The following is a 26,255-nucleotide window of genomic DNA, read 5'->3' on the forward strand; positions in this document are numbered from 1 at the left end:
AAGCGAGAAAGCGCGGGTGAGAGGGATGACCACGATGAACGGGGTCGTCGTCGCCTACGACGGCTCAGATTTCGCGATGCAGGCCCTGGACTGGGCCATGGACGAGGCCGAGATGCGGAAGCTGCCGCTCACCGTCGCCCACGCCTGGCACTGGCCATACGGCGAGGCGTCCGACGAGGCCAAGGATCATCTGCGCCGGGCCGCCGATCACGTGCTCTGGCACGGCGTCTCGTGCGCGCGGGCTACCAGCGCGGTGACGGAAGTCAAAGGGGAGTTGTGGAAGGGGTCGGCCAACGACCAGCTCGTGGCCCTGTCCGGGGCGGCCGACCTGCTCGTGGTCGGTTCCCGGGGGTTGAGCCGGGTCCCGTCCATGATGATCGGCTCGGTCGCCTGCCACGTCGCCGCCTACGCCGCCTGCCCGGCCCTGGTCGTACGCGGACCTGGCCCGATTCCCGCCCCGCTCCACCCGGGCCCCGTCGTCGTGGGAGTCGATGGAACCCCCGGCGGCAGAGCCCGGCCGGTGGTCGAGTTCGCCTTCGCAGAGGCCGCACTCCGGCAGCTTCCGCTGGTGGCGGTCCGGTGTGGCCTGACCGCCCCGTCGTTCGGCACCTCGATGGCGCTGGTCCCCGACCTGACCCTGGCGGAGGAGGAGCTCGGCGAGGCACTCACCGCCTGGCAGGAGCGCTATCCGGAGGTCCGGGTCAGCGCCAGGGTCACCCTCGACGCCCCACGTGAGGCCCTGACCAGCCTGTCGAAGCAGGCCGGGCTCATCGTGGTGGGGCGCCGCCGCTTCGGCCACCTGGGTTCGACCGCCGACCCGGTGCTCCGGCACGCCGCCTGCGCCGTCGCCGTCGTCGCGATGGCCGACTGACCACGCCGTGTAAGGAGAACGATCGTGAGTTCGACCATCATCGTGGGCGTCGACGGATCGGCGCCCTCACTCGCCGCCGTGGAGTACGCGGCGCGCGACGCGGCCCGCAGGAACGCCGCGCTGCGGATCATCCACGTCTGGCCGCCCCTCACCATGGGCGACCGGGAGATACACCAGACCGAGCACCGCCACCACGAAGACATCGTCGCCGAGGCCCAGCGACGGGCCTGGGACTGCGCCCCGGACATCGAGATCAGCACCCAACTGATCAGGGGTGACGTCACCGACCGGCTCGGCCGCGAGGCGATGGGCGCCGACGAGGTCGTGATCGGCAGCCGCGGCCGAGGCGGCTTCGCCGGCCTGATCCTCGGATCGGTCGGCCTGGCCCTCGCCGGTCACACGGCGGCCCCCCTCGTGGTCGTCCGCACCTCTCCCCGGCACACCTACGGCGAGCTGATCGCCGGTTACGACGGAAGCGAGGAGGCGGAGACGGCCCTCGACTTCGCCTTCGCCGAGGCCGAACGGCGCGAAGCCCGGCTCAAGCTCGTGTACGCCTGGCAACCGCCACCCCTTGCTGGCTCGGCCGCCGGCTACGCCGCGCTGGTCCAGCGAATGTTCGACGAACAGATGACCTTCGTCTGGCAGCAGCTCGCGCCCTGGGCCGAGAAGTTCCCCCAGGTCCCGATCGAGCACACGGGTGTCTGTGGTCATCCGGTCTACGTCCTGTCGGAGGAGTCCCGCACGGCCGATCTCGTGATCGTCGGTTCCCGCCGACGGGGAGTCATCCGCTCGGCCGCTCTGGGATCGGTCGGATACGGCCTGCTGCACCGGGCCCACTGCCCGGTCGCCATCGTCACCGACAAGGAGGACAGGAAATGATCGACCCGACGACGCTCGCCGCCAGGGACGTCATGACACGGGTGGTCGTCACGGTCACCCCGGACGAGTCTCCGATCATGGCCTGGGAACTCATGCGCAAAGGCGGCATCCACCACATCCCGGTCGTCGGCCCCAGCCGCTGGCCACACGGGATCCTCTCGATGCAGGACATCGCTACGAGTTGCTCGGGCACGCTGGCCGACCTGTCCCGCCGCAGGGTGGGCGACCTCATCAAATCGAATCTCACGCCGCGCGTCCCGCTCGACCGGCCGCTCTCCGGCGTGGCCGCCGTGATGCTCGACTCCGGCCACGACGCCGTCCCGGTGGTCGACGAGCAGTGCCGGGCGGTCGGCGTGATCACCACGGTCGACATCCTCCGCGCCGTCGCCGGCCGGATCACGCCGGAACCCGGCACGGCGAGTGACGTCCACCCGGCGTTGTTCCGGGTGGAACCGGTGACCTGACCTAGGAAAGGACCTCCACCAGGGGGCGGCGGTAGGAGAGGGTCGTGCCGAGCGGGTAACCCAGCCGCAGCACGACCTGCGGGTACTCGCCGGAGCACAACTTCTGACGGAGGAAGTCGCGCAGCTGCGGATACTCCAGGAGCTGGGTGTGGAAGGCGGCCTGGACGCCTCGGGAGGAGGCATACAGGAGAATCGACTCCAGCGCCTGCCCTGCCTGGACCCAGTCGATCCGCTCGTCACCGGTCGTGGTGATCGCCGCCACCACTCCGGTCACCCCGGCCGGCTCGTCTTCGGTGCCCCAGCCCTGGCCCCGGCTGTAGTCCCGCTGCGGAAACTCCGGATGGCTCTCTGGGGTCCGCCGAGGGTAGGCGTCGGCGGGCACGCCGTCGCGGCGCGGACTCCCGGGACGCAGCCCCCACCGGATCATCTCCAGCTCGAACTCCGGATCCCGCTCCTGCAACTCCTGCGCCACCGTGGTCAATGCCCCGAGGATCCGCACGTCGCCCGGCGACCTGAACGGGATCAGCCGGACGTTCTGCATGGCGGCCAGCGCCGTCAGCGAGTCGATCAGGTCATCGGGGACGGGCCGCTCGGCGAAGCCACCTCGGTGGGTGCGCCGCCGCGGGATCTCCTCCCGAACGATCCTTACCTCCTCACAGGGCGGCTCCGCCGGGCCGACGCGCACTGTGGCGACCAGGCCCGGGCGGTCGGGATCGGGCAGCGTCCTGACCTGCGGCTGATGGCCCATCGCCCGGACGACCGTCCGCATGTTGAACAGCGCCGCGCCGCAACTGATCGTCAACTGCCGTCCCTGCGGATCGCTGACGGGAAGCCGGCGATCGGCGTCGGCGCGGAGACTGATCTCCTTCCCGGCGATGGCGAAGGACCACGGCTGGGAGTTGTGGATCGACGGCGCCCACGTCGCCGCTTCCACCACCGTCTCCAAACCGGCCTCCGGTTCGCCGGACGGAACCGAGGGCACGGTCGAGGGCAGGGCGAGATCGCAGTTGACCTCCACGACACCATCGATACCCCGGAGGGCTTCGATGAGACGGGGGACCGGCGTTCCGGCAGGGACGGGCCCGGCCACACCGACGACGCCCTCGCCGACGGTGATCGAGAGAGTGTCAGGATCGAGATCGGTGACGTCCCGGATCACCGTGACGACCTCTTCACGCACCTCATCAGCCAGATGGGTGAGGATGGGCACCACGTCCGCCTGCGCCACGACGCCCGCGATCTTCCCGTCGTCGGGATGCACGACGGGCAACTGCTCCACATCGTGGATGTACATGAGCCGCGCCGCTTCCCTGACGGTGACGTCGGGTGTCACCGTGACAGCCGGTGTGGTCATCAGATCGCCAGCGGTCAACCTGGGACTCCGCCCTTTGCCGGAACGCAGGTCGGCCTCCGATACGACACCCAACGGGCGGTTGTCGCCATCGACGACCGTGACCTGCTTGATCCCGTACTTGTCCATCGCCGACGCGATCTCTGCACGACGCGTCCCCCGCCGTACCGCGACTGCGGTCTGGCCCATCACCTGTCCGACCTTGATCGGCATGGGACCACCCTTCAGCACCGCCGCCCCATTTCTCGGATGGGCGGAAGGTAGAATAAGGAGTAGTTTCTTTCTTCCTTCCTAGCAGACCACAGTCGGCCGGATGAAATCCGGGCAGGAGAGGAGACCCATTGAGTGCGATGCGTGATTCCGGTCCGAGCACTCTGGAAGAACTGAGCGAAAAGGAGTGCCTTCAGCTCGCCGAGCAGGGCGGAATCGGCCGGGTGGCCTTTGGCGGGGCAGTGGTAGGCCCGACGGTATTCCCGGTTAATTACCGGTTGATCAATGGTCAGGTTGTGTTCCGCATTCGCAAAGGCGGAACCATGGATGAGAGTATTTCATCGGGAATCGACGATGTGGAAGTGAAGATCGCCTTTCAGATCGACCATATCGACGAGCGGAACCGCAACGGATGGAGTGTCCTGATCCAGGGTCCTGCCCATCACGTTTCAGAGAGTGAGCTGTCGGCAACGGGCGCTGACGACGTCGACTCCTGGGCTGGGGACAGCCGTGACCACTACATCCGTATCGCACCTCAACGCGTGACCGGCCGCAGAATAAACCGGATCTAGGTTTGGAGCCGGAGCGCGTGTCCGTACGACGCCCCCGGTGAACCAGGTGGCGTCAGCCGCGTGGTGCCGTACACAGAGCCGTTGGCGCAATGTCGCGTGCAACCGTGTCGCCGTATCGCGATCACCGCCATATTCCCGGCGACCGCACCGCGGGCTGAGGTGGTCGTCGGCGCCGATGCGCCGGAGGTTCACGTCCCGTGCTCGACTTCGCGTTGAGGAAGGCGGGCGCGCGCCACGCCGGTGTCGATGGAAGTCGTGGAGGGGCACCCGGTCGACGTCCCGCGCAACGCCGCCGAGCGGGCCGAACTCCTGATAGTCGGATCACGCGGCCAGGGCGCCCTGGCCGGAATGGTTTTGGGGTCCGTCAGCCAGGCCCTGCCGCGCGTCGCCCCCTGCCCCCTCGCCGTTGTCCGCACGCGGCGATGAGGTGGGGGCGAGCGAGCGGTGTCGGAACCGAGCCGGGAGTCCGATGATGACCACACGAAGTTCCGAACACCATGGGCTCTCCACCCGTGAGGCGGCGGTCCTGCTGAAGCGGGAAGGCCCCAACCTGCCGCCGCAGCAGCCCCCGACACCCTTGTGGCGGCGGATCGCCGGGCAGATGAAGGATCCGCTGATCCTCGTCCTGCTCGTGGCCGCCGCCCTGACCGCCGCCACCCGGGACTGGGCCGACATGAGCGTGATCCTGCTGGTGGTCGTGGTCAACACCACCGTCGGGGTGGTGCAGGAGGTACGCGCCGACCGGGCCATCACCGCCCTCTCGCGGCTCACCGCCCCATCCGCCCGGGTGGTCAGAGACGGCGCCCAGACTCCGGTCCCGGCGGCCGAGGTGGTGCGGGGCGACCTGCTGGTGCTGGCCGAGGGGGACGTGATCCCCGCCGACGCGGTAGTGGTGGAGTCGGCCGGGCTGCTGGTGGACGAGTCGGCCCTGACCGGGGAGTCCGTGTCGATCGACAAGGGCGACGGCGACCCCCTGTCGGCGGGGACCATGGTGGTGCGGGGGCGAAGCACGGCCGAGGTCACGGCGATCGGGGCCGCGAGCGCCGTCGGCCGCATCGCCTCGATGATGGGCGAGAAGGCGGCGCTGACGCCGCTCCAACGCCGGCTGGCAGACGTCGGACGCGTGCTCGCCGCGGTCGCGGTGGCGCTGTGCGCCCTGGTGCTGGCCCTGGGCCTGCTGCGCGGCCAGCCGGTGGAATTGATGGTGGTGACCGCGATCAGCCTCGTCGTCGCCGCCGTACCCGAATCCCTGCCGGCCGTGGTCACCCTGAGCCTCGCGCTGGGCGCCCGGCGGATGACCACGCGGTCGGCGCTGGTGCGCCGCCTGCACGCGGTGGAGACCCTGGGCTCGGTGACCCTGCTGGCCACCGACAAGACCGGCACCCTCACCGAGGGCCGGATGGTGGTCCGCCAGATGTGGACCCCCGCCGGAGGAGCGCTGCTCACCGGCTCCGGCTACGCGCCGCAAGGCGAGATCCGCCCCTCCCCCGGCACGACCGCCGCCGACTTCACCGACCTGGCGACCGCGGCGGCCCTGTGCAACGACGCCACGCTCGTCCACGACGCCGATGGCCGGTGGGAGGCGCTGGGCGACCCGACCGAGGCCGCCCTGCTGGCCGCCGCCGCCAAACTGGGCCTGGACCACGCCGGACTCCGGCGCCGGTTCCCGAGGGTCGGCGAACTGCCCTTCGACAGCGACCGCAAGCGCATGACCACCGCACACCGACTGCCCGACGGCCGGACCCGGGTGATCTGCAAAGGCGCCCCCGAAGTGCTGCTCCATCCCCCGCTGCTCGGCGACGCGCCGGAGCCGCTGGAACGCGCGGCCGCGGAGGCCGACCGGCTCGCCCGCGCGGGCTACCGGGTGCTGGCGGTCGCGGGGGCCGACCTCGACGGAACGCCTGCGCGCGTCGAGGAGCGCGGCCTGCGCCTGATCGGCCTGGTGGCGATGCTCGACCCGCCGAGGCGGGAGGCCGCCGACGCCGTGACCTCCTGCCGCAGGGCCGGGATCCGGCCGCTGCTGATCACCGGCGACCACCCGGGAACCGCCCGCGCCATCGCCGTGGAGCTGGGCATCGTCGACCACGACGGCTCGGTCGCCGACTGCCGCGAGACAGACGCCCACCGGCAGGACGCCACCGTCTACGCCCGCGCCACCCCCGCCCAGAAACTGGACATCATCCGGCGCCTGCGCGACCGCGGCGAGGTGCTGGCCATGACGGGCGATGGGGTCAACGACGGTCCCGCCCTGCGGCACGCCGACATCGGGGTGGCCATGGGCCGCCGGGGCACCGAAGTCGCCCGGCAGGCCGCCGACCTGGTACTCGCCGACGACAACCTGACCACCGTGGTCGCCGCCGTCCAGGAGGGCAGGCGCGTCTACGCCAACATCCGCCGCTTCCTCGTGTACGGCCTGTCCGGCGGGGCCGCGGAAATCGCCGTGATGCTGCTGGGCCCCTTCCTCGGCCTGCCGCTGCCGCTGCTGCCCGCCCAGATCCTGTGGATCAACCTGCTCACCCACGGGCTGCCCGGCGTGGCCCTGGGCGGCGAGCCCGCCACGCCCGGCTCCATGGACGCCCCGCCGCGCCCTCCGAGGGAGAGCATCCTCGGGGCGGGCCTGTGGCAGCGCGTGGTCCGCATCGCCGCGGTGCTCACCGCCGTGACACTCGGCGTCGCGGTCTGGGCCGCCCACACCGGCCGCCCCTGGCAGAGCATGGCCTTCCTGGCCCTGGGCACGGCACAGCTCGGTGTCGCCCTCGGCTCTCGCACGCGGCCCGGCACCCGGGCCAATCCGCTGCTGCCGATCGCCGTCGCGGGCGCGCTCGCGCTCCAGCTGGCCGGGCTGTACCTCCCACCCCTGCGCGACCTTCTGGGTACCCAGCCCTTGACCTCCGGTGACCTGATGATCGTGCTGGCGGTATCAGTGCTGGGCTACGCCGCAGTGCGACTCGACCGGGTCGTCCATCCCGGGCACCGACCGGAGTCCAGAGTGCATGCGGCTGATCGGTGCCGGGAATCGGCGGGGGGACCTTCAAAAGGGGCGGGGTGCCCACGGTGTTCCCGGTGGATTCCCCGCGCGCACGTTGAACAGCACTCGCACCGTCCATGCGAACCACACACCTCACCGAGGCGCTTCTCAGATGAACATCCTGGCGCCCAAGGGAATTGAGGCTCCCGTGATCGGCCGCCCAGAGATCTGATTCCTGCCCCACCTGCGCGCTCCGATGGCGGACCACCCCTGGCGAGCGATGCCTTCACCTCGGGGTACGAGCCGATGTGGCGCGTGAGCACGGGCGCTGGCGGCATCCCCGGCGCTACCTGCGGCTACGGCCGGGCATGCCACTCGAAGCGGCACCGCACGGTACGGCGTTGGAGACGTGAAGACCGGTAGGAGGCTTGCCCATAGGCTGTCGACATGATCCGTGCCGTTGTTTTCGATGTCGGCGAATGCCTGGTCGACGAAAGCCGCGAATACGGCACCTGGGCCGATTGGCTCGGCGTCCCCCGCCATACCTTCAGCGCCATGTTCGGTGCGATCATCGCCCAGGGCCGCGACTACCGTGACACCTTCCAGGTCTTCCGTCCCGGCTTCGACCTCTACGAACAGCGCGAAGCCCGCGCCGCCGCCGGGCAGCCGGAGACCTTCGGCGAAGATGACCTCTACGAAGATGTCCGCCCCGCCCTGGCCGAACTCCGCGCCGATGGCCTGTGGCTGGGCATCGCCGGCAATCAGACCGTCCGGGCCGGGCGCATTCTCCGCACCCTGTTCTCGGAGGACGTCGACCTCATCGGCACCTCGGACGACTGGGGCGCGTCCAAGCCGGACCCGGAGTTCTTCAAGCGGGTCGCCGATGTGGTCCCCTTCGAGATGGACGAGATCCTCTACGTCGGTGACCGCCTGGACAACGACATCCTCCCGGCCACGACCGCCGGAATGCCCACGGCCCTGATTCGCCGTGGGCCTTGGGGCACGATCCAGCAATCCCACCCCGACGCCGACCGCATCCCGTCCATCCGCATCGACTCGCTGGGTGAGCTGCCAGGAAAGATCCGGGCCTTCAACGCTGAAGCGCGTTGACCGTGGTGCGCCATTCGTACAGACGGTCGTCGAGCTCCATCACGCAGTCCAGGTCGGACCACTGATCCATGGACCGGCGCAGGTCCCGGACACGCTCCATGCCCGCCGCGTACCAGGTGACCGCGAGCTGATCCAGCGCTTCGATGGCCCGTGCGCAAGCCGCTTCGGCATGTCCTTCGGCCGCCTCCACAGCGGCAAGGTCGCCGAGCACGACGGTGCGCTGTTTGCGCTCCTCGTCGGAGAGCTGCTCCAGGACCGCCAGCAGAGTCGCTCTGGCCTGCGGGAAGTGACCGGCCTTGAGCTGCGTGTTCCCCTTGAAGGCCGCCAGGCGCACCGGCGAGAAGCAGTCGAACCACTCGGGCAGCGGTCCGTCAGCCGCGTCGGCCAGTGCCTCCTCTCCCCGGCTGATCGACTTCAGGGCCTCGCGGTGTTTCCCGCATCGCGTCCCGCACTCCGCCCCCACGGCGTGAAGCCAGGCTGTGAACTGGGCCGGTACGCCCTCCGCCCGGCGCGCGTAAACGCGGGCGGCGCGTAGCCGTTCCGCTGCGGCTTCCCGTTCGCCGGCCCATCCGGGCACGAACGCCGAGTGCGCGAGGATGGCCGATCCGAGAAGCTGGTTGTCCGCCGCTCCGGCCGCCTGGAGGGCCTCGACGAAATGGCCCTCTGCGTCGTCTGGCTGTCGGAGGTCGAAGAACTCGATACGCCCCACGAGCAGCAACGACTCGGCCAACGCGGCGGCGAGGGTGTGCCGCGGCGCGCCGGCCATCTCGCTGAGCAACTGGGCCGCGGCCCCATGCTGCAATGGTCCTCGCCTACGAAGAGGCCGGCGTGGAGGCAGAACGCCGGCAAGGTCCTCTTCGCTGATGTGGCCAGACGGTGGGTGGACTCACGCATCGTCGACCCCGCCACCAAGATCAGATACGAGTACATCTATCGCCTCCACGTCGCTCCCACCTTCGACAAGCGACAGGTGAAGAGCATCCTTCCGTCGCAGATCCAGGGATGGATCAGCGAGCTGAACGAGCGCTACGGCCCGTCGACGATCGAGACTTCGTTTCTTGTCCTGCAGGGCGTTCTCGAACTGGCCGTCGCGGACGAGGCGATCAAGAAAAACCCCGCCCGATCGTCGATCGTCCAAGTCCCCAAACGGTCTGGGGAAGAGCTGACCGCATGGGCAGACGAGAGAGTCCACGGCATCATCCACGCCCACCAGGAGTTCTTCCGGCTGGTGCCGATCATCGCCGCGTCGTGCGGCCTCCGGCAGGGCGAAATCTTCGGCCTCGCCCTGGAGGACATCGACTTTGAAGGGCAGGTGTTCCAGGTCCGGCGCCAGATCAAGAAGCTGGGCAGCGATCACGTTTTCGCTTTGCCGAAGAACGACCGTGAGCGCGTCGTTCCCTTGCCGGAATGGACCGCCGATGCGATCAGACGTCATGTGGCGGCCTTCCCGCCGCTGACCTGCTCTCTGCCCTGGGAGAAGCTCAACGGCAAAGTGCAGACCCACAACCTGCTCGTCCGGTGGACCGACGACCGGTTCATCAGAGCGCGGATCTACAGCGAACTGATCTGGAAACCCGCCTTGGTGGCTGCGGGCGTCATCCCCGCGCCGACGAAGGACGCCAACAGCCGGACCCGTTTTGCCACGTCACGCAAAGAGGGCCTCCACCAGCTCCGCCACTACTACGCGAGCGTGATGCTCGCCGGCGCCGTCTCCGTCAAGGAACTCGCCGAGTACCTCGGCCACGCTGACCCAGGCTTCACTCTCCGTGTCTACGCCCACCTGATGCCCGGCCCCCACGACCGGGCCCGCAAGGCGATCGACGACCGCCTGTTCCGCCCTCGTCTCATCTCTCACGGAACAGGCACGGAACAGTGATCGTTTAGGTCGCCTGAGCCGAACCACGAAACCCCGCCGCAGGAACATCCTGGGCGGGGTTTTCGCTGTTCAACGGCTATTTAAGGAGCTGCCTAGCCATCACCATCCGCTGGATCTGATTGGTCCCCTCGTAGATCTGCGTGATCTTGGCGTCGCGCATCATGCGCTCCACCGGATAGTCCCGCGTGTACCCATACCCCCCGAGCAACTGCACGGCGTCGGTGGTGATCTCCATCGCCGCGTCGGAAGCCGCCGTCTTGGCCGCCGAGGAGAAGAACGTCAGGTCCTTGACCGGGGTGCCGTGCATGGCCAGCTCCGACTTGGCCGCCGCCGCGTAGGTGAGCTGCCGCGCCGCCTCCAGCTTCATCGCCATGTCGGCGATCATGAACTGGACGCCCTGGAAGTCGCCGATGGCCTTGCCGAACTGCCGCCGCTCCTTGACGTAGCCGATGGCGAAGTCGAGCGCCCCCTGGGCGATGCCGAGGGCCTGCGCGGCGATGGTGATGCGGGTGTGGTCGAGGGTCGCCAGGGCGGTCTTGAAGCCGGTGCCGGGCGCGCCGATCATGCGGGAGGCGGGGATGCGCACGTTCTCCAGGATCACCTGGCGGGTCGGCGACCCCTTGATGCCGAGCTTCTTCTCCTTGGGCCCGAACGAGACGCCCTCGTCGGCCTTCTCGACCACGAACGCGGAGATGCCCCGCGCCCCGGCCGACGGGTCGGTCACCGCCATGACGGTGTAGTACTCCGAGACGCCCGCGTTGGTGATCCAGGTCTTCACGCCGTCGAGCACGTAGGAGTCGCCGTCGGCCACGGCGCGGGTGCGCATCGCGGCGGCGTCGGAGCCGGCCTCGGCCTCGGAGAGGGCGTAGGAGAACATCGCCTCGCCCCGGGCGACGGCGGGCAGGTAGGCCGCCTTGAGCTCCGCGGACGCCGACAGCAGCAGCGGCACCGTGCCGAGCTTGTTGACCGCGGGGATGAGCGAGGAGGACGCGCAGACCCGGGCCACCTCCTCGATGACGATCACCGCCGCGAGCGCGTCGGCCCCCGCCCCGCCGTACTCCTCGGGCACGTGGACGGCGTGGAAGTCGGCCGCGACGAGGTCTTTGTAGGAGTCTTCGGGGAACTCCTCGTTCTCGTCGGCCGCGGCGGCACGCGGGGCGATCTTCTCTTCGGCCAGGGCCCGGACCGCCTCGCGGAGCATGTCGTGCTCCTCCGCCGGCGCGTACAGAGGAAAGCTCATGTAGGGATTCTAGGACGTCCAACTATCGCAGCGGGCGGTCTGCCCCCGATAGCCTCAGGTAACATCACACACCCTGATAAATGCAGGTCATCGAGGGGAGCGGCGGCGTGACACACCGACTGACGGTCCTGGGGACCGGATATCTGGGCGCGACGCATGCCGCGTGCATGGCGGAGCTCGGCTTCGAGGTGCTCGGCCTCGACGTCGACCCCGACAAGATCGCCCGGCTCCGGCGCGGCGAGTCGCCGATCTACGAGCCGGGCCTGGAGACCCTCCTCAAGAAGCACGTCGCCACCGGCCGGCTCCGGTTCACCACCTCCTACGAGGAGGTCGCGGAGTTCGGCGACGTCCACTTCGTCTGCGTCGGAACACCCCAGAAGAAGGGCGAGTACGCCGCCGACGTCTCCCACCTCGACCAGGTCGTCGACTCCCTCGCCCCGCACCTGCGGCGCGACTGCCTCGTGGTGGGCAAGTCGACCGTGCCGGTCGGCACCGCCCAGCGCCTCGCGGCCCGGCTGCGGCGGCTGGCGGGCGGCCGCGTCGACCTGGCCTGGAACCCCGAGTTCCTCCGCGAGGGCTTCGCCGTGAACGACACCCTCCACCCCGACCGGATCGTCCTCGGCGTCGCCGGTCCCAGGGCCGAGCAGATCCTCCGCGAGGTCTACGCGCCGCTCGGCGAGGTCCCGATCGTGGTCACCGACTTCCCGACCGCCGAACTGGTCAAGACGGCCGCCAACGCGTTCCTGGCCACCAAGATCTCCTTCATCAACGCCATGGCCGAGGTCTGCGAAGCCACCCAGGCCGACGTGAAACAACTTTCCAAGGCTCTCTCGTACGACGAACGCATCGGCGGCCGCTTCCTCAACCCCGGCCTGGGGTTCGGCGGCGGCTGCCTGCCCAAGGACATCCGCGCCTTCATGGCCCGCGCCGGGGAACTCGGCGCCGACCAGGCCCTGACCTTCCTGCGCGAGGTCGACGCGATCAACATGCGCCGCCGCGCCCGCATGGTCGACCTGGCCCGCGACATGGTCGGCGGCTCGTTCCGCCACCGCGTCGTCGGCGTCCTGGGCGCCGCCTTCAAGCCCAACTCCGACGACATCCGCGACTCCCCCGCCCTCGACGTGGCCGCCACCATCGGCCAGGAGGGCGGCGCCGTCACCGTCTACGACCCGGTGGCCCTCGACAACGCCCGCAAGGCCCAGCCGACCCTGAGCTACGCCGAGTCGGCCCTGTCCGCCTCCCGCGACGCCGACGTGGTCCTGCTCCTGACGGAATGGCAGGAGTTCGTCGACCTCGACCCCCACGCCCTGGGCCGCGTCGTGAACCGCCGCAACATCGTCGACGGCCGCAACGCCCTGGACGCGACGGTCTGGCGCGAGGCCGGCTGGAACTACCGCGCCCTGGGCCGCCCCCAGTAGACCCCTACGAGGACGCGGCCTTCCGGAGGGCCTCGCCCTTCGCGTAGGCGGTCTTCTTCAGGTCCGCCTGGAACTCCACCATCCGCTCCTGCAACGAAGGGTCGGACGCCGCCAGGATCCGTACCGCGAGCAGGCCCGCGTTCCGGGCCCCGCCGACCGCGACCGTCGCGACCGGGACGCCGGCCGGCATCTGGACGATCGACAACAACGAGTCCATCCCGTCGAGGTACTTCAGCGGCACCGGCACGCCGATGACCGGCAGCGGGGTCACGGAGGCGAGCATGCCGGGCAGGTGGGCCGCGCCGCCCGCGCCCGCCACGATCACCTTCAGGCCCCGGGAGGCGGCCGACTTGCCGTAGGCGATCATCTCCTCGGGCATGCGGTGGGCCGACACGACGTCGGCCTCGAAGGGCACGCCGAACTCGCGCAGCGCCTCGGCGGCCTGGCCCATGACGGGCCAGTCGCTGTCGCTGCCCATGACGATGCCGACGTCAGGCCGCAGGTCAGGCACTCAGGGGTCCTCTCAGGCAGGTGACCGCGTGGCGGGCCCGGGCGCGGACCTCGTCGAGGTCGTCGCCCAGGGCGGTCACGTGGCCGATCTTGCGGCCGGGACGGACGTCCTTGCCGTAGAAGTGGATCTTGATGGCGGGGTCGTTGGCCATCACGTGCTCGTAGCGGGAGTACACGTCGGGGTCGGGGCCGCCCAGCAGGTTGGCCATCACGACCACCGGCGCCGCCATCTCGGGCGAGCCCAGCGGCAGGTCGAGCACGGCACGGAGGTGCTGCTCGAACTGGGAGGTGCGGGCGCCCTCGATCGTCCAGTGACCCGAGTTGTGCGGGCGCATGGCCAGCTCGTTGACCAGCAGGCCCGTGGCGGTCTGGAACATCTCCACCGCCAGCAGGCCGGTCACGCCGAGCTCCTCGGCGATGGTCAGGGCGATGCGCTGCGCCTCGGCGGCGAGCTCGGGGTCGAGGCCCGGGGCGGGCGCGATCACCTCGACGCAGATCCCGTCCTCCTGGACGGTCTCCACGACCGGGTAGGCCACCCCCTGCCCGTGGGGCGAGCGCGCCACCAGCACGGCGAGCTCCCGCTCGAAGGGCACGATCTCCTCGGCGATGAGGTCGATCCCGTGGGAGACCACCTCGTCGACCTCGGCCTGGGTGCGCGCCACCCACACGCCCCGACCGTCGTAGCCACCCCTGACGGCCTTCAGCACGACGGGGGCGGTGAAGTCGGTCGAGCTCCACCGGGGGCACGGCACCCCGAGAGCGGTCAGCCGTTCGCGCATGACCCGCTTGTCCTGGGCGTGGACCAGCGCCGCGGCACCCGGCCGGGCCGGCGTCCCGAGCGACTCGATCAGCTCGGTCGGCACGTGCTCATGGTCGAAGGTCACCACGTCGCAGCCCTTGGCGAGCGCCATGAGGTCGCCGAGGTCGCGGTGGTCGCCGAGCCGGGTGTCGACGACGACCTTGGCCGCGCTCTCGTCGCGTGATCCGGCCAGCACCCGGAGCTCGACGCCGAGGGCGATGGCGGCCTGCTGGGTCATCCGGGCCAGCTGCCCGGCGCCGACCATGCCGACGATGAAGGGGCTGTTCACGAAGGGGAAGCTTACCCAGCCCGGTTCAGCCGTTCGTCACGGAGGCCAGCCTGCGGCCCAGCCCCACCGTCGTCATCCGGCCGTCTGCGTCGACCTTCGTGGCCAGGAACAACAGCTCCTCGGCGGTCACCTTGCCGAGGCGGCCCTGACCGGCGAAGGCGCGCACGTCCCGGTCGGGGAAGGAGGGCTTGGCCAGCGAGTCGCGGCCGGGGCCTGGGCTCTGGGTGGTGACCAGCCGCAGGGTGTGGAAGACGAGGGACGCGCCGCCCGGGAGGGCCAGCGCGTGCGCCGGCGCGCTGCGGACGAGACGCACGTCGACGCCGATCTTGTCCGGGCGGTGCCTGGCCGGGGCCCGGGTGATCGAGTCGCGCAGTTCCCGCAGCGCGTCGCCGGAGGAGACCCGGATGCCGTTGACCCCCGTCGGGTCGGTCAGATACGTCAGGCAGCGCTGGGACACCAGACTGGCGGTGACCTGCGGGTTGACGTCGCCTGCCGGCACGACGGCCTCGGTGACGGGCACCTCCGGGGCGCCGTCGGGCACCGGGATCGGCCCGAGGGCCAGCCGCCAGCCGCCCTTGCCCTGGGTGAAGACGAAGTAGGCCGGATCGGGCTTCTTCGCCAGCGCGGCGAACCACGGCCTGCCCTTGGCGCCCCGGCTCGGCAGGTAGAACTCCGGCTCTCCGTACTCGAACCGGGCGCCCTCGTGGCCGAGCGCGGTGGCCGTGCAGGCGGCGCCGCCGAGCTCGGCGATCGGGGCGGCCAGCAGGCGGGCCACCTCGTCGCAGTCGCTGTCGCCCCACGCGGTTTCGAGGACGGCCAGGTCGGCGAAGGCGGCCTCGGCGGCGGCCAGGGTGAGCGTCTCGGGTTCACGGGAAGGGGACTCCCGGGCCGTGGTCTCGGCGGGCAGCCCACCGCAGGCGGCCAGCAGGCCCAGCACGGTACCGGTGATCACCATCCGGCTCAGTCGGACCATGAGGATGCCCGCACCTCTCCCAAATGTGCGCGCGGGTGTGACGTCGGGCGCCAACGTAGCCCGTGGCGACCCCGATCGGGCCGCAAAGTCTGAAATTTCTTGAAATGTTCTTGGACGACCTGGGCAGAAAGGGACTCAGAGGAAGCTTTCAGCCCGCCTAACAGCCCCAACCGGTAGCCTGAGACGACCCCATCCCACCAGGAAGGACTGTGCGGCTCGTGCAGCAACTCATCCGCGGCGCCTACGCGCGATTCGCCACCCTCCTCCATGAGTTGATCAAGTTCGGCTCCGTCGGCGCCATCGCTTTCGTGATCAACTTCGGCGTCGTCAACATCCTGTGGGCCATGTGGGGCTCCGAGGGCACCCTGTCCGCCAAGGTCATCGCGACGGTCGTCGCCGCGACCTTCGCCTACTTCGGCAACCGCTACTGGACCTTCCGCCATCGTGAGCAGAGCGGCCTGGCCCGGGAGTACGTCCTCTTCTTCGTGCTCAACGGCGTCGGCCTGCTGATCGAGCTGATCTGCCTCGGCCTGAGCCGCTACACGCTCGGGCTCGACAACATCGTGGCCAACAACATCGCCACGCTGATCGGCACCGGTCTCGGCACGCTGTTCCGCTTCTGGTCGTACAAGCGGTGGGTGTTCATGGCCCCGCCGGTGGTCCAGGAGGAAGGTCAGGCGGGGCCGCTCACGACGCGGTAGCCCTTCTCGTCGTCGCCGACCTTCCGCAGGAAGATCGCGAACGTCGCCGGCCGGGGTTTGACCAGCTCCAGCCGTCCGCCGTCGGCGGCGACCAGCGACCGCGCCAGCGTGAGCCCGAGCCCGGTGCCGCTGCCGCCGGTGACACTCCGTTCGAAGATCCTGGTACGGATCTTCTCGGGCACCCCCTCGCCCTGGTCGGAGACCTCGATGACGATGGACTTCTCCGAGCTCGTCGTCGTTATCGACACGATGCCGCCCCCGTGGTGCAGGGAGTTGTCGAGCAGCGTGGCCACGACCTGGCTGAGCCCGCCCGTGGTGGCCAGCGCGTGGAGGCCCCGGCTGCCGGTGAGCTGGATCGACCGGTGGGAGCGCCGGAACGCCGGATCCCACTCGGTGATCTGCTGGACCAGCACCTCGTCGACGTCGATCGGCTCGGCCTGGGAGTGGCGCTGCCGCCGGGCCGCGTTGAGCAACTCGTCGATGACCGCCGTCAGCCGTTCGGCCTGGACGATCGCCGCCTCCCCCTCCTCGCGCACGATGGCCGGCTGGGACGCCGCCGCGACGATCTCCTCCAGGCGCATCGTGAGCCCGGTCAGGGGCGTGCGGAGCTGGTGGGACGCGTCGGTGGCGAACTCGCGCTCGCGGCCGAGCAGCTCGGAGATGCGGATCGCGCTGCGGTCGAGCACCTCGGCGACCCGGTCGAGCTCGGGGATGCCGTAGCGGTGTTTGCTCGGACGCGCGTCGCCCGAGCCCAGCCGCTCCGCGATCTTGGCCAGATCGAGGAGCGGCAGCGTGAGTCTCCGTGACGTCACGACCGCGAGCCCGATGGCCACGACCAGGGCGGCGACCGCCAGGGCGATGGTCAGCAGCAGCCGCGCCCGGATGTCGCGGTCGATCTCCGCGGTGTCGCGGCTGAGCCGGACGACGCCGTTCTCGGAGCGCGCGTCTTCGGTCAGCGACCGGTTCACGGGAGGTTCGACGCCGACGGTGATCGGCTCTATGCCGCGGAACGCGACCTGGATGAACCGGTTGGGGTAGTTCCGCTCCAGTTGTTTGGGATCGACCGGCTGCTCCTGGCTGATGGCGTACTCAACGCTGATCAGCACGCGCGTCGCCTCCGCTCGGAGCTCCTGCGCGGCTTCGTCGTTGATGAGACGGACGACGACAACACCGAGGGGAACTCCGAGCAGCAGCACCGCGATGACCGCGACGAGCAGCATCGAGGAGAGCAGACGCCTCCGCATGCCCCTTACTCGCGTTCGAAGCGGAAGCCGACCCCTCGGACGGTCGTGATGTACCGCGGCTTCGCCGCGTCGTCACCGAGCTTGCGCCGCAACCAGGAGATGTGCATGTCGAGGGTCTTGGTGGAACCCCACCAGTTGGTGTCCCAGACCTCCCGCATGATCTGCTCGCGGGTCACGACCTTGCCGGCGTCGCGCACGAGCACGCGGAGCAGGTCGAACTCCTTGGTGGTCAGGTGGAGTTCCTTGTCGCCCATCCAGGCCCGGCGCGAGTCGGCGTCGATCCGGACGCCCTGGACCACCGGCGTCTCGGAGGTGCCCCGCCGCAGCAGGGCCCGGACGCGGGCGAGCAGTTCGGCGAGGCGGAACGGCTTGGTGACGTAGTCGTCGGCCCCGGCGTCGAGGCCGACCACGGTGTCGACCTCGTCGACGCGAGCGGTCAGGATCAGCACGGGAGTGCCGTGGCCCTCGGCCCTGATACGGCGGGCGACCTCCAGGCCGTCCATCTCCGGGAGACCGAGGTCGAGAACGATGAGGTCGACGCCTCCCGAGAGTGCCCTTTCCAGGGCCTGCGGGCCGTCGGGACTCACCTCGACTTGGTAGCCCTCCCGGCGCAGGGCGCGCGCAAGCGGCTCGGAGATCGAGGTGTCATCCTCGGCGAGAAGTACGCAGGTCATGGAAGCGATCGTAGGACCTTAGGCGATCGTTTCCCGGGCACAGCGCGCGGTTTGACTCCACGTTGACCCATCAATTGACCTGGGCAAACATGGACAAAGGCGGTTTTGCGGCAGCATGTCCGGGCGGCTTTGGTGACGAACGCGAGACGCGGACCGCCCCAAGACAAGCGAACGCCCGCCGGGATCCCGGCGGGCGTTTCTCGCGGCCCTGCGTCTCGACTGCGTCAGGACGCGGACGGCGGCTCGGCGTACCGCTGGAGGTACAGAGCGTCACCGAGCGTCTCCATGAGGGCCAGCTCGGTCTCCAGGTAGTCGATGTGGTGCTCCTCGTCCTTGAGGATCTCCTCGAAGAGGAGGGCCGAGACGATGTCGCCGCGCTCGCGCATCAGGGCGATGCCCGGCTTCAGGCGCTTGACGACGCCGAGTTCGAGCTCCAGGTCGCTCTGGATCTGCTCCTTGACGGTCTGGCCGACGTGGAGGGTGAAGAGCTTCTGGTAGTTGGGCAGGCCTTCGAGGAAGAGGATGCGGTCGGTCAGCGCCTCGGCGTGGCGCATCTCGTCGATCGACTCCGCGCGGGTGAAGCTGGCGAGCTTGGTGAACCCCCAGTTCTCCTGCATCTTGGCGTGGAGGAAGTACTGATTGATGGCCGTCAGCTCAGACGTAAGCTGCTCGTTGAGCAGCGCAATGATGTCCTTGTCGCCCTGCATGCCCGGTCCCTTGCCTACGCGGTCGTGATCAAACTCTCTGACCGCTTCAGAATGGCACAGATCTTCCGGACACAAGAGGCGCAGTCGCCCCCGGCGCCGGTGGTGTCGCGGATCTGCCGCACGGTCCGGGCGCCGTTGGCGATGCAGTCGTGCACCTCGTTCTCGGTGACGGCGCGGCACACACAGGCGTACATCCAGGGACCCTTCGGAGATGCATAGGTAAGGCTCTCCTAAGGTAGCCGACTTTGGTTAGGCTTGCCTATGTGAGGACCGCCACAGATCAGTGACCGTCGACGACCCCGTCGGAGGCGTCCTCCACCAGCCGGAACAGATCGGCGCGGATGGCCTGGATCTTGGGAATGTCGCGGTAGTCGATGACCCCGCGTTCGGACGCCGACTCTACCTTCAGGGTCCCGCTGCCCAGGACGCGCTCCATCAGGGTCTGGTCGGAGCTGACCGAGTTGACCTTGGCGAGCGGGATGTCGTCCTGGGACTTGCTGAGGACGCCGGTGCTGATCGTGAACCGGTGGGTGGTCAGGGTGTAGCCGGTCGTCTTCCACCGCAGGTAGGGCACGAAGGTGAGCAGGACGAGCGCGACCACCGAGACCACCGCGACCGCGATGCGGGCGATGCCGGAGTATTCGTAGTCGTTCGGTATGAAGTAGATCGCGGCCGACGAGGCGGCCACGACGAGGACCAGCGCGAGGAACGGACCGACGAGCCGCTTCCAGTGCGGGTGGAACGAATGGACGACTCGTTCACCGTCGGTCAGGTGGTGATCAGGGAGACCCATGGGCCACATCGTGGCACGTACCAGTCCGTTCCGGGCGTGGTTCTACCGTCGAACGTGGACGACGTCGCCCGCGCTCAGGGGATGGTCGGCGCCGCCGCTCGTGACGATCAGCTGACCCGACTCGCTGATCCCGGTCGCCCGGCCGGCGAGCAGCCGTTCGCCGGGCAGTTCGACCCTCACCTCCTGCCCGACCGTCGCGCTCGCCGCCAGGTAGGCCGCCCGCAGGCCGGACGCGTCGGCGTCGCCGCCGGCCAGACACCAGTCGCGGTAGAGCCGTTCGAGCTCCCGCAGCACCCCGGCCAGCAGCCGGTCGCGGTCGAGGCAGGTCGCCCCGGCCAGCGCGAGGGAGGTGGCGTGGGGGACGGGCAGCTCCGAGTCGCGGAGGCTGACGTTGAGGCCCATGCCGATGACGACGGCCGAGTCGATGCGCTCGGCCAGGATGCCGGCCAGCTTGCGTTCGTCGTGGAGCAGGTCGTTGGGCCATTTCAGCCGTACGTCGACCTCGGCGACCTGGCGGATCGCGGTGGCGGCGGCCAGCCCGAACAGCAGCGGCAACCAGCCCTGCAGGGAGGTCCTGACCTCGGGCCGGAGCAGGACGGAGAAGGTGAGCCCGGAGCGCGGCGGGGCGATCCAGACGCGGCCGAGGCGGCCCCGCCCGGCATACTGGGACTCGGCCGCCAGGACCGCCCCCTCGCGGACGCCGTCGCGGACGGCCTGCCCGAGGTCCGCGTTGGTGGAGCCGGTGCGCTCGACCACGGTGAGGGACGACCACAACGATCCGGGCCTGACCAGCTCGGCCCGGAGGGCGGCCTGGGACAACTGGGGTCGGTCGAGATCGGGATACGAAGGTTCGGGCATGACTGCCATTCTCCCTTCCGAACACCGTTCCGTTCGACGAACAGTCGATGACCTGGGATTACTACCCCATGTAGTCGCCGCTACCCTTGAGAGGGTTACGGTGGGCATAATCTGCCCTTATGAGAACTTGGGCCAGCTGGAAGCCCTTCGGCATCGGCGAACGTAAACCGAACAACTACCTAGAGTTGTGGAAGGCCTTCCGAGCGGTGAAAGGCAATCGCCGCTACGCCTGGCGCCTGCTCACCCAGGGCACCTGTGACGGTTGCGCGCTCGGCACGAAGGGCATGCGCGACTGGACGATGGACGAGGTCCATCTGTGCAACATCCGCCTGCGGCTGCTGCCGCTGAACACCGCCCCCGCGCTCGACCCGGCCCTGCTGGCCGACGTGTCGGCGCTCCCGGCCAAAAGCGCGCAGTTGCGGGAGCTGGGGCGGCTGCCCCACCCGATGATCAGGCGCGCGGGCGACCCGGGCTTCACCCGGATCTCGTGGGACGAGGCGCTCGACACGATCGCGCCCCGCCTGAACGGGAAGCTCGGCGTCTACCTGACCAGCCGTGGCGTGCCGAACGAGAACTACTTCGCCGCCCAGAAGGCCGTGCGCGCCCTCGGCAGCAACTCGGTCGACAACGCCGCCCGGATCTGCCACTCGCCCTCGACGGTCGCGCTGAAGCAGGCGATCGGGGCGGCGGCGACGACCTGTTCGTACACCGACTGGATCGGTTCCGACCTGATCGTCTTCATCGGCAGCAACCCGAGCAACAACCAGCCGGTCGCGATGAAGTACCTCTACCACGCGAAGAAGGCCGGGACGAAGGTCGCGATGGTCAACGCCTACCGCGAGCCGGGCATGCAGAAGTACTGGGTGCCCTCCAACGTCGAGTCGGCCGTCTTCGGCACGAAGATCACCGACCACTTCTTCCCGGTCAACATCGGCGGGGACATCGGGTTCCTGAACGGCGTGCTGAAGCACCTGATCGAGAACGACTGGCTCGACGAGGCCTTCATCGCCGACCGCACCAAGGACTTCGAGGAGGCCCGCGCCGCCGTCGAGTCGCAGTCGTGGGAGGAGCTGGAGGCCCTGTCGGGCGCCACGAAGGCCGAGATGTACGAGCTGGCGCGCCTCCTCGGCGAGGCGAAGTCGGCCGTGCTCGTCTGGTCGATGGGCGTCACCCAGCACACCTACGGCGAGGACAACGTCCGCGCGATCGTCAACCTGGCGCTGGCCCGCGGCTTCCTCGGCCGCGACCACTGCGGCCTGATGCCGATCCGGGGCCACAGCGGCGTGCAGGGCGGGGCCGAGATGGGCGCGTACGCGACCGGCCTGCCGGGCGGCCTGCCGATCACCGAGGAGCACACCCGCAGGTTCGCCGAGTTGTGGGGCTTCGACCTGCCGCTCACGCCGGGCCTGACCGCCACCGACATGATCGACGCCGCCCACGCGGGCGAGCTCGACGTCCTGGTGTCGAGCGGCGGCAACTTCCTGGAGGTGCTGCCCGACCCGGCCTACTGCCGGGAGGCGCTCGAACGTGTCGGGCTGCGGGTGCACGTCGACATCGTGGTGTCCTCGCAGATGCTCGTCCCGGGCGAGACCGTGATCCTGCTCCCGGCGCAGACGCGCTACGAGATGGAGGGCGGGGTCACCGAGACCTCGACCGAGCGGCGGATCATCTTCTCCCCCGAGGTCAAGGGGCCGCGTGTCGGCGAGGCCTGGCCCGAATGGAAGATCTTCACCGAGCTGGCCGCCCGCGCCCGACCCGAACTGGCGGCCAAACTGCGCTACGGCGGCACCGCCGACATCCGGCGGGACATCGAGAGGGCCGTGCCGTTCTACGAGGGCATCGCGAAGCTGGCGAAGTTCGGCGACAACGTCCAGTACGGCGGCCGCCACCTCCCCTTCGGCACGGCGACGTTCGCGGCGGTCGGGCTGCCGAGGCTGCACCGGCCCGACGGGACGTTCCTGGTCGCGACCCGGCGCGGCAAGCAGTTCAACAGCATGGTCCACGAGCGGGTCGACGGCTTCAACGGCGCCACCCGCGAGGCCGTCCTGATGAGCCCGTACGACGCCGACCGGCTCGGCCTGCCCGACGGGACCGAGGTCGAGCTGACCACGGCCAGCGGGTCGCTGGTCGGGAAGGTGCTGCGGGCGCCGCTGACGCCGGGGAACATCCAGGTGCACTGGCCGGAGGGCAACGTGCTGCTCGACAAGGCCCGCCGGTCGCCCGACGCCAAGATCCCCGACTACAACGCGGCCGCGACGCTGACCCGCCATGGGTGACCGTCCGGTCACGCGTTACCGCGTCAGGTCGGTCGCCGGGACCATTTCTCGCGACCGGCCCGACGAGGTGGCCACCGAGGAGCCGCTGGAGATCCGCATCACGTCCGGGACCGAGCGGCGGACCCTGGCGATCACGATGCGGACCCCCGGCTCCGACTTCGAGCTGGCCGCCGGGTTCCTCAACGGCGAGGGCATCACCGGCATCGAGGCCATCGCCTACTGCACCGACGAGGACGTGCCGCCGGAGGCGCGGTTCAACACGGTGACGGTGAGACTTCGCGGTCCCCTGCCCGATCTGCCCGGGCTCGACCGCTACTTCGTGACGTCGAGCGCCTGTGGGGTGTGCGGCTCGGCGAGCCTCGACGCGCTGCACGGCAAGTGCACGCCGCTGGCGGCCGACGATCTGGAGATCTCGGCGGACACCCTCTACGGGCTGCCCGCGAAACTCCGCGCCGCCCAGGGCGTGTTCGGGCGGACCGGCGGCCTGCACGCCGCCGGTCTGTTCACCCCCGAGGGTGAGCTGATCAGGATCAGAGAGGACGTCGGCCGGCACAACGCGGTCGACAAGGTGATCGGCTGGTCGCTGCTCAACGACGGGCCCCGGCCGGTGTTGCTGGTGTCCGGCCGGGCGTCGTACGAGATCATGCAGAAGGCCCTCGCGGCCGGGATCTCCATCGTGGCCGCCGTCTCCGCGCCCTCGTCGCTGGCCGTCGACGTGGCGCGGGAGTTCGGCATGACCCTCGTGGGCTTCCTCCGCGAGGAGCGCTTCAACGTGTACGCGGGCTCAGCCCGTGTTCTGCAGACCCGCGGCGACGCCGTTGACGCTGAGCAGTAGCAGCGTCGACAGGCTCTCGCGCTCGTCGTCGCCCAGGTCGTCGGCGGTGCGCAGCGCGGTCAGCGCCCGCAGCTGCAGGTGCGACAGCGCGTCGACGTAGGGGTCACGGAGCTGCACGGCCCTGGACAGCACCCTTCGCGACTCCAGCAGCCGGGAGTGGCCGGTGATCTCCAGGACCAGCCGCCGGGTCAGGTCGTATTCGTCCATGACCTGCTTGAAGAAGTCGTCGCGGCCGCCCAGCGCCAGGTAGCGGCTGGCGATGGCGCGGTCGGTCTTGGCCAGCGACATCTCCACGTTGTCGAGCAGCGAGGCGAACAGCGGCCACTCCTTGTAGGCCTCCCGCAGCTCCGCCTGGCCTCCGGCGTCGAGGACGGCGGCCAGACCGGAGCCGAGGCCGTACCAGCCGGGCAGGTTGACCCGGGTCTGGGCCCAGGCGAAGACCCACGGGATGGCGCGCAGGTCGTCGAGCGACTTGGGCGCCCCCAGGCCGCGGCGGGCCGGGCGGGAGCCGAGGCGCAGCGAGCCGATCTCCTCCAGCGGGCTGACCAGCGCGAACCACTCGGGGAAGCCGGGCGCCTCGGTCAGGCCCCGGTAGGCCCGCTCGGAGGCGGTGGCGACCTGGTCGGCCAGCTCGCGGAACTTCGCGGCGGCGTCGGCGGTGCGCTGCTCGACCGGGCTGGTCGAGGCGAGCAGCACCGCGTTGGTGACCTGCTCGATGTGGCGGCGGGCGATGGCCATGTGGCCGTAGCGGGCGAAGATGACCTCGCCCTGCTCGGTGACCTTGAACCGGCCGTTGACCGAGCCCGGCGCCTGCGCCAGGACCGCCCGGTTGGCCGGCCCGCCGCCCCGGCCCAGGGCGCCGCCCCGGCCGTGGAAGAGGGTGAGCACGATCTCGTTCTCGGCGGCCCACTTCGTGAGCGCGGCCTGCGCGTCGTAGAGGCGCATGGTCGCGGCGGCCGGGCCGAGCTCCTTGGCGGAGTCGGAGTAGCCGAGCATGACCTCGACCCGGCGGCCGTTGGCCGCCAGCCGCTTCTGGACGGGCTCGGAGGCGATCATCCCGCTCAGCACGCGCACCGAGTTGTCGAGGTCCTCCCCCGACTCGAACAGCGGCACCACGTCGAGCACCGGCGCGCGGTCGCCGAGGGCGTGCCGGGCCAGGGCGTAGACGGCCAGGATGTCGTCGGCCGAGCGGGTGAACGAGACGACGTAGCGGGAGCAGGCGGTGACGCCGAACCGCTCCTGGATCCAGGCGATGCTCCGGATCGTGGCCAGCACCTCTTCGGTGCGCTCGGAGCGGGCCCCGCCGGCCTCGATCTCGGCCAGCGCGGCGGCGTGGACCTGGGAGTGCTGCCGCACCTCCAGCTCGGCCAGGTGGAAGCCGAAGGTCTCCACCTGCCAGATCAGGTGCTGCAGTTCCCCGTACGCCTGCCGCACCGCGCCGGCCTCGACGAGCGACTCCTGCGCCAGCCGCAGGTCGGTGAGCAGGTCGGCGGGCGACCGGTAGGCCAGGTCGAGGTCGCGGCGGCGGGTCGCGGCGATGCGCCCGGCCACGAACAGCAGCCACTGCCGGTGCGGTTCGCTCGGCGAGCGGGTCGCCATCTCGGAGACCAGGTCGGGGAAGTCGCCCTCGGCGCGGGACAGGGCGGCGCGCAGAGCGGGGGAGATCGGGGTGCGCTCGGCGGCCAGCGTCATCGTGCGGCCGATGCGGGTCGCCGCGTTCTCCAGCGCGATCAGCACGTGCTCGTTCTGGATCAGCATGGCCTCGCGCGTGACCTTCGAGGTCACGTTGGGGTTGCCGTCGCGGTCGCCGCCGATCCAGGAGCCGTAGCGGATGTAGGGGCGGGCGAGCGGCGGGCGGGTGCCGGTGCCCGGCTCCAGAGCGCCGTCGAGCGACCGGTAGATCAGCGGCACGGCCCGGAAGAGCGTCTCGTCGAAGGCCGCCATCGCGGTGCGCACCTCGTCGAGCGGGTCGAGCTTGGTCGACCGGAGCTGGGCGGTCCGCCACAGCAGGTCGACCTCCTCGCGCAGCCGCCGCTTGGCCTCCTGCTGCTCCCCCGCGCCCCGGCCGGGCGTGTTGTAGAGGTCGAGGTGGCCGCTGATCCGCTGGATCGCCGTCACCACCGCGCGCCGCCGGGCCTCGGTCGGGTGGGCCGTCAGCACCGGCCGGAACTCCAGCTGCCCGATGAGCCGGTCGAGCTCCTCGGTCCCCACGTCGCTGCGCAGCGCCCGCACGGCCTGCGGCAGCGACTCGGGCACCGGCACGTCGTCGCGGTCGCGCTGCCGCAGGATACGGATGCGGTAGTGCTCCTCGGCCAGGTTGGCGAGGTGGAAGTAACAGGTGAAGGCACGGGCGATCAGCACGGCCCGGTCGAGGGGCCATTCGGCGACCAGAGCCGCCACGTCGTCGACCGTGGTCTCCCGCCGGCGGGCGGCGATGACCGCTTTGCGGAGACGTTCGACATCGGCAAGGAGGTCGGGGCCGCCGTCTTCGGCAATTGCCTGACCCAGGATCTCTCCCAGGAGGCGGACGTCGGCGCGGAGGTCGTCGGGCATCTCGGTGACGGCGCTGTGGCGGTCGTGGTGAGACAGGGCGGCCATGGTTGGAAGACTAGCGAGTGCCCTCAAACGACCTCAGAC

General features: G+C 70.0%; 24 protein-coding genes and 2 pseudogenes. 12 read left to right on the forward strand and 14 right to left on the reverse strand.

The window, feature by feature from the left end:
* Positions 1–25 precede the first annotated feature (25 nt).
* Genes GT755_RS22845 through GT755_RS22855 form a run of 3 tightly spaced genes read left to right on the forward strand, consistent with a single transcriptional unit; the run spans position 26 to position 2,214 of the window.
* Entirely contained in the window at positions 26–871 is an 846-nt protein-coding gene (locus GT755_RS22845; RefSeq protein WP_235967019.1) for a universal stress protein, read from the forward strand.
* A gap of 24 nt (positions 872–895) precedes the next feature.
* Positions 896–1,750: a universal stress protein gene (locus GT755_RS41250; protein ID WP_202610349.1), complete on the forward strand. Its 855-nt coding sequence runs from the start codon at positions 896–898 to the stop codon at positions 1,748–1,750.
* The gene (locus GT755_RS22855; RefSeq protein WP_161481657.1) at positions 1,747–2,214 is read left to right on the forward strand and encodes a CBS domain-containing protein; all 468 of its coding nucleotides are present in this window, start codon (positions 1,747–1,749) and stop codon (positions 2,212–2,214) included. The genes GT755_RS41250 and GT755_RS22855 overlap by 4 nt, the downstream gene beginning before the upstream one ends.
* 1 nt (position 2,215) lies before the next feature.
* Here the strand turns inward: GT755_RS22855 and GT755_RS22860 are convergent, their stop codons facing one another.
* The gene (locus GT755_RS22860; protein WP_235967021.1) at positions 2,216–3,568 is read right to left on the reverse strand and encodes an Acg family FMN-binding oxidoreductase; all 1,353 of its coding nucleotides are present in this window, start codon (positions 3,566–3,568) and stop codon (positions 2,216–2,218) included.
* A gap of 54 nt (positions 3,569–3,622) precedes the next feature.
* Positions 3,623–3,778: pseudogene (locus GT755_RS41605) on the reverse strand (CBS domain-containing protein); the annotation flags it as partial.
* Between the two features lie 137 nt (positions 3,779–3,915).
* On the opposite strand from GT755_RS41605, the gene GT755_RS22865 reads away from it, so the two are divergent.
* From GT755_RS22865 to GT755_RS22880, 4 genes and pseudogenes are all read left to right on the forward strand, one after another.
* Positions 3,916–4,347: a pyridoxamine 5'-phosphate oxidase family protein gene (locus GT755_RS22865; RefSeq protein ID WP_235967198.1), complete on the forward strand. Its 432-nt coding sequence runs from the start codon at positions 3,916–3,918 to the stop codon at positions 4,345–4,347.
* Between the two features lie 234 nt (positions 4,348–4,581).
* A pseudogene (locus tag GT755_RS22870) lies at positions 4,582–4,773 on the forward strand (universal stress protein); the annotation flags it as partial.
* A 46-nt stretch (positions 4,774–4,819) separates the two neighbouring features.
* Positions 4,820–7,516: a cation-translocating P-type ATPase gene (locus GT755_RS22875; protein ID WP_202610350.1), complete on the forward strand. Its 2,697-nt coding sequence runs from the start codon at positions 4,820–4,822 to the stop codon at positions 7,514–7,516.
* 246 nt (positions 7,517–7,762) lie between these two features.
* Positions 7,763–8,425 carry an HAD family hydrolase gene (locus GT755_RS22880; RefSeq protein WP_161481662.1) on the forward strand — a complete coding sequence of 221 codons (663 nt, stop codon included), beginning with the start codon at positions 7,763–7,765 and terminating at the stop codon, positions 8,423–8,425.
* Here the strand turns inward: GT755_RS22880 and GT755_RS22885 are convergent.
* A complete protein-coding gene (locus GT755_RS22885) occupies positions 8,406–9,203 on the reverse strand; it encodes a transcriptional regulator (RefSeq protein WP_161481663.1) in 798 nt (265 codons plus the stop codon). The genes GT755_RS22880 and GT755_RS22885 overlap by 20 nt on opposite strands.
* Positions 9,204–9,305: 102 nt before the next feature.
* Between GT755_RS22885 and GT755_RS22890 the strand changes: the two genes are divergently transcribed.
* Positions 9,306–10,301 carry a tyrosine-type recombinase/integrase gene (locus tag GT755_RS22890; protein WP_161481664.1) on the forward strand — a complete coding sequence of 332 codons (996 nt, stop codon included), beginning with the start codon at positions 9,306–9,308 and terminating at the stop codon, positions 10,299–10,301.
* A 76-nt stretch (positions 10,302–10,377) separates the two neighbouring features.
* Here the strand turns inward: GT755_RS22890 and GT755_RS22895 are convergent, their stop codons facing one another.
* Positions 10,378–11,541 carry an acyl-CoA dehydrogenase family protein gene (locus GT755_RS22895; RefSeq protein WP_161481665.1) on the reverse strand — a complete coding sequence of 388 codons (1,164 nt, stop codon included), beginning with the start codon at positions 11,539–11,541 and terminating at the stop codon, positions 10,378–10,380.
* A 107-nt stretch (positions 11,542–11,648) separates the two neighbouring features.
* On the opposite strand from GT755_RS22895, the gene GT755_RS22900 reads away from it, so the two are divergent.
* Positions 11,649–12,959, forward strand: a complete 1,311-nt coding sequence (locus GT755_RS22900; RefSeq protein WP_161481666.1) for a UDP-glucose dehydrogenase family protein — start codon at positions 11,649–11,651, stop codon at positions 12,957–12,959.
* Positions 12,960–12,963: 4 nt separating this feature from the next.
* On the opposite strand, the gene purE is transcribed toward GT755_RS22900, so the two are convergent.
* The 3 genes from purE to GT755_RS22915 are packed head-to-tail and all read right to left on the reverse strand — an operon-like array spanning position 12,964 to position 15,530.
* Entirely contained in the window at positions 12,964–13,437 is a 474-nt protein-coding gene (gene purE, locus GT755_RS22905; RefSeq protein WP_161481762.1) for a 5-(carboxyamino)imidazole ribonucleotide mutase, read from the reverse strand.
* Positions 13,438–13,462: 25 nt separating this feature from the next.
* On the reverse strand, positions 13,463–14,533 hold the full coding sequence (locus GT755_RS22910) for a 5-(carboxyamino)imidazole ribonucleotide synthase (protein WP_161481761.1): 1,071 nt from the start codon (positions 14,531–14,533) through the stop codon (positions 13,463–13,465).
* Between the two features lie 49 nt (positions 14,534–14,582).
* Positions 14,583–15,530: a hypothetical protein gene (locus GT755_RS22915; RefSeq protein ID WP_161481667.1), complete on the reverse strand. Its 948-nt coding sequence runs from the start codon at positions 15,528–15,530 to the stop codon at positions 14,583–14,585.
* Between the two features lie 218 nt (positions 15,531–15,748).
* Here GT755_RS22915 and GT755_RS22920 point away from each other — a divergent pair, with 218 nt between their 5' ends.
* Positions 15,749–16,231, forward strand: coding sequence for a GtrA family protein (locus GT755_RS22920; protein ID WP_285585339.1), 483 nt, complete (start codon positions 15,749–15,751; stop codon positions 16,229–16,231).
* Here GT755_RS22920 and GT755_RS22925 read toward each other — a convergent pair.
* The 6 genes from GT755_RS22925 to GT755_RS22950 form a co-directional block, all read right to left on the reverse strand.
* Positions 16,204–17,475: an ATP-binding protein gene (locus tag GT755_RS22925; protein WP_062342924.1), complete on the reverse strand. Its 1,272-nt coding sequence runs from the start codon at positions 17,473–17,475 to the stop codon at positions 16,204–16,206. The two genes, GT755_RS22920 and GT755_RS22925, sit on opposite strands and share 28 nt — an antisense overlap.
* A gap of 5 nt (positions 17,476–17,480) precedes the next feature.
* Complete coding sequence (locus tag GT755_RS22930) at positions 17,481–18,149, reverse strand: response regulator transcription factor (protein WP_030451323.1); 669 nt, start codon at positions 18,147–18,149, stop codon at positions 17,481–17,483.
* A 224-nt stretch (positions 18,150–18,373) separates the two neighbouring features.
* On the reverse strand, positions 18,374–18,856 hold the full coding sequence (gene bfr / locus GT755_RS22935) for a bacterioferritin (protein WP_161481668.1): 483 nt from the start codon (positions 18,854–18,856) through the stop codon (positions 18,374–18,376).
* Between the two features lie 14 nt (positions 18,857–18,870).
* Entirely contained in the window at positions 18,871–19,050 is a 180-nt protein-coding gene (locus GT755_RS22940; RefSeq protein WP_062342920.1) for a (2Fe-2S)-binding protein, read from the reverse strand.
* Positions 19,051–19,136: 86 nt separating this feature from the next.
* Complete coding sequence (locus GT755_RS22945) at positions 19,137–19,649, reverse strand: PH domain-containing protein (RefSeq protein WP_161481669.1); 513 nt, start codon at positions 19,647–19,649, stop codon at positions 19,137–19,139.
* A 42-nt stretch (positions 19,650–19,691) separates the two neighbouring features.
* Positions 19,692–20,507: a biotin--[acetyl-CoA-carboxylase] ligase gene (locus GT755_RS22950; protein ID WP_161481670.1), complete on the reverse strand. Its 816-nt coding sequence runs from the start codon at positions 20,505–20,507 to the stop codon at positions 19,692–19,694.
* Positions 20,508–20,626: 119 nt separating this feature from the next.
* On the opposite strand from GT755_RS22950, the gene GT755_RS22955 reads away from it, so the two are divergent.
* Complete coding sequence (locus GT755_RS22955) at positions 20,627–22,783, forward strand: FdhF/YdeP family oxidoreductase (RefSeq protein ID WP_161481671.1); 2,157 nt, start codon at positions 20,627–20,629, stop codon at positions 22,781–22,783.
* Complete coding sequence (fdhD, locus tag GT755_RS22960) at positions 22,776–23,618, forward strand: formate dehydrogenase accessory sulfurtransferase FdhD (protein WP_161481672.1); 843 nt, start codon at positions 22,776–22,778, stop codon at positions 23,616–23,618. Before GT755_RS22955 ends, fdhD begins: the two co-directional genes overlap by 8 nt.
* Here fdhD and GT755_RS22965 read toward each other — a convergent pair.
* The gene (locus GT755_RS22965) at positions 23,568–26,216 is read right to left on the reverse strand and encodes a phosphoenolpyruvate carboxylase (RefSeq protein ID WP_161481673.1); all 2,649 of its coding nucleotides are present in this window, start codon (positions 26,214–26,216) and stop codon (positions 23,568–23,570) included. The genes fdhD and GT755_RS22965 overlap by 51 nt on opposite strands.
* Positions 26,217–26,255: the final 39 nt, after the last annotated feature.

Source organism: Herbidospora solisilvae (genome assembly GCF_009901565.1).
GTDB classification, from domain to species: Bacteria; Actinomycetota; Actinomycetes; order Streptosporangiales; family Streptosporangiaceae; genus Herbidospora; species Herbidospora solisilvae.

Excerpts from the sequence above, each read along its gene's own strand:
- GT755_RS22865 (WP_235967198.1), top strand. The coding sequence starts at position 3,916 with ATGCGTGATTCCGGTCCGAGCACTCTGGAAGAACTGAGCGAAAAGGAG.
- GT755_RS22930 (WP_030451323.1), bottom strand. The coding sequence starts at position 18,149 with ATGACCTGCGTACTTCTCGCCGAGGATGACACCTCGATCTCCGAGCCG.
- GT755_RS22910 (WP_161481761.1), bottom strand. The coding sequence starts at position 14,533 with ATGGTCGGCGCCGGGCAGCTGGCCCGGATGACCCAGCAGGCCGCCATC.
- GT755_RS22915 (WP_161481667.1), bottom strand. The coding sequence starts at position 15,530 with ATGGTCCGACTGAGCCGGATGGTGATCACCGGTACCGTGCTGGGCCTG.
- GT755_RS22845 (WP_235967019.1), top strand. The coding sequence starts at position 26 with ATGACCACGATGAACGGGGTCGTCGTCGCCTACGACGGCTCAGATTTC.
- GT755_RS22950 (WP_161481670.1), bottom strand. The coding sequence starts at position 20,507 with ATGCCCGAACCTTCGTATCCCGATCTCGACCGACCCCAGTTGTCCCAG.
- GT755_RS22880 (WP_161481662.1), top strand. The coding sequence starts at position 7,763 with ATGATCCGTGCCGTTGTTTTCGATGTCGGCGAATGCCTGGTCGACGAA.
- GT755_RS22875 (WP_202610350.1), top strand. The coding sequence starts at position 4,820 with ATGACCACACGAAGTTCCGAACACCATGGGCTCTCCACCCGTGAGGCG.
- GT755_RS22855 (WP_161481657.1), top strand. The coding sequence starts at position 1,747 with ATGATCGACCCGACGACGCTCGCCGCCAGGGACGTCATGACACGGGTG.
- GT755_RS22945 (WP_161481669.1), bottom strand. The coding sequence starts at position 19,649 with ATGGGTCTCCCTGATCACCACCTGACCGACGGTGAACGAGTCGTCCAT.
- GT755_RS22965 (WP_161481673.1), bottom strand. The coding sequence starts at position 26,216 with ATGGCCGCCCTGTCTCACCACGACCGCCACAGCGCCGTCACCGAGATG.
- GT755_RS22925 (WP_062342924.1), bottom strand. The coding sequence starts at position 17,475 with ATGCGGAGGCGTCTGCTCTCCTCGATGCTGCTCGTCGCGGTCATCGCG.
- GT755_RS22955 (WP_161481671.1), top strand. The coding sequence starts at position 20,627 with ATGAGAACTTGGGCCAGCTGGAAGCCCTTCGGCATCGGCGAACGTAAA.
- GT755_RS22895 (WP_161481665.1), bottom strand. The coding sequence starts at position 11,541 with ATGAGCTTTCCTCTGTACGCGCCGGCGGAGGAGCACGACATGCTCCGC.
- GT755_RS22940 (WP_062342920.1), bottom strand. The coding sequence starts at position 19,050 with ATGTACGCCTGTGTGTGCCGCGCCGTCACCGAGAACGAGGTGCACGAC.
- fdhD (WP_161481672.1), top strand. The coding sequence starts at position 22,776 with ATGGGTGACCGTCCGGTCACGCGTTACCGCGTCAGGTCGGTCGCCGGG.
- GT755_RS22860 (WP_235967021.1), bottom strand. The coding sequence starts at position 3,568 with ATGACCACACCGGCTGTCACGGTGACACCCGACGTCACCGTCAGGGAA.
- purE (WP_161481762.1), bottom strand. The coding sequence starts at position 13,437 with ATGGGCAGCGACAGCGACTGGCCCGTCATGGGCCAGGCCGCCGAGGCG.
- bfr (WP_161481668.1), bottom strand. The coding sequence starts at position 18,856 with ATGCAGGGCGACAAGGACATCATTGCGCTGCTCAACGAGCAGCTTACG.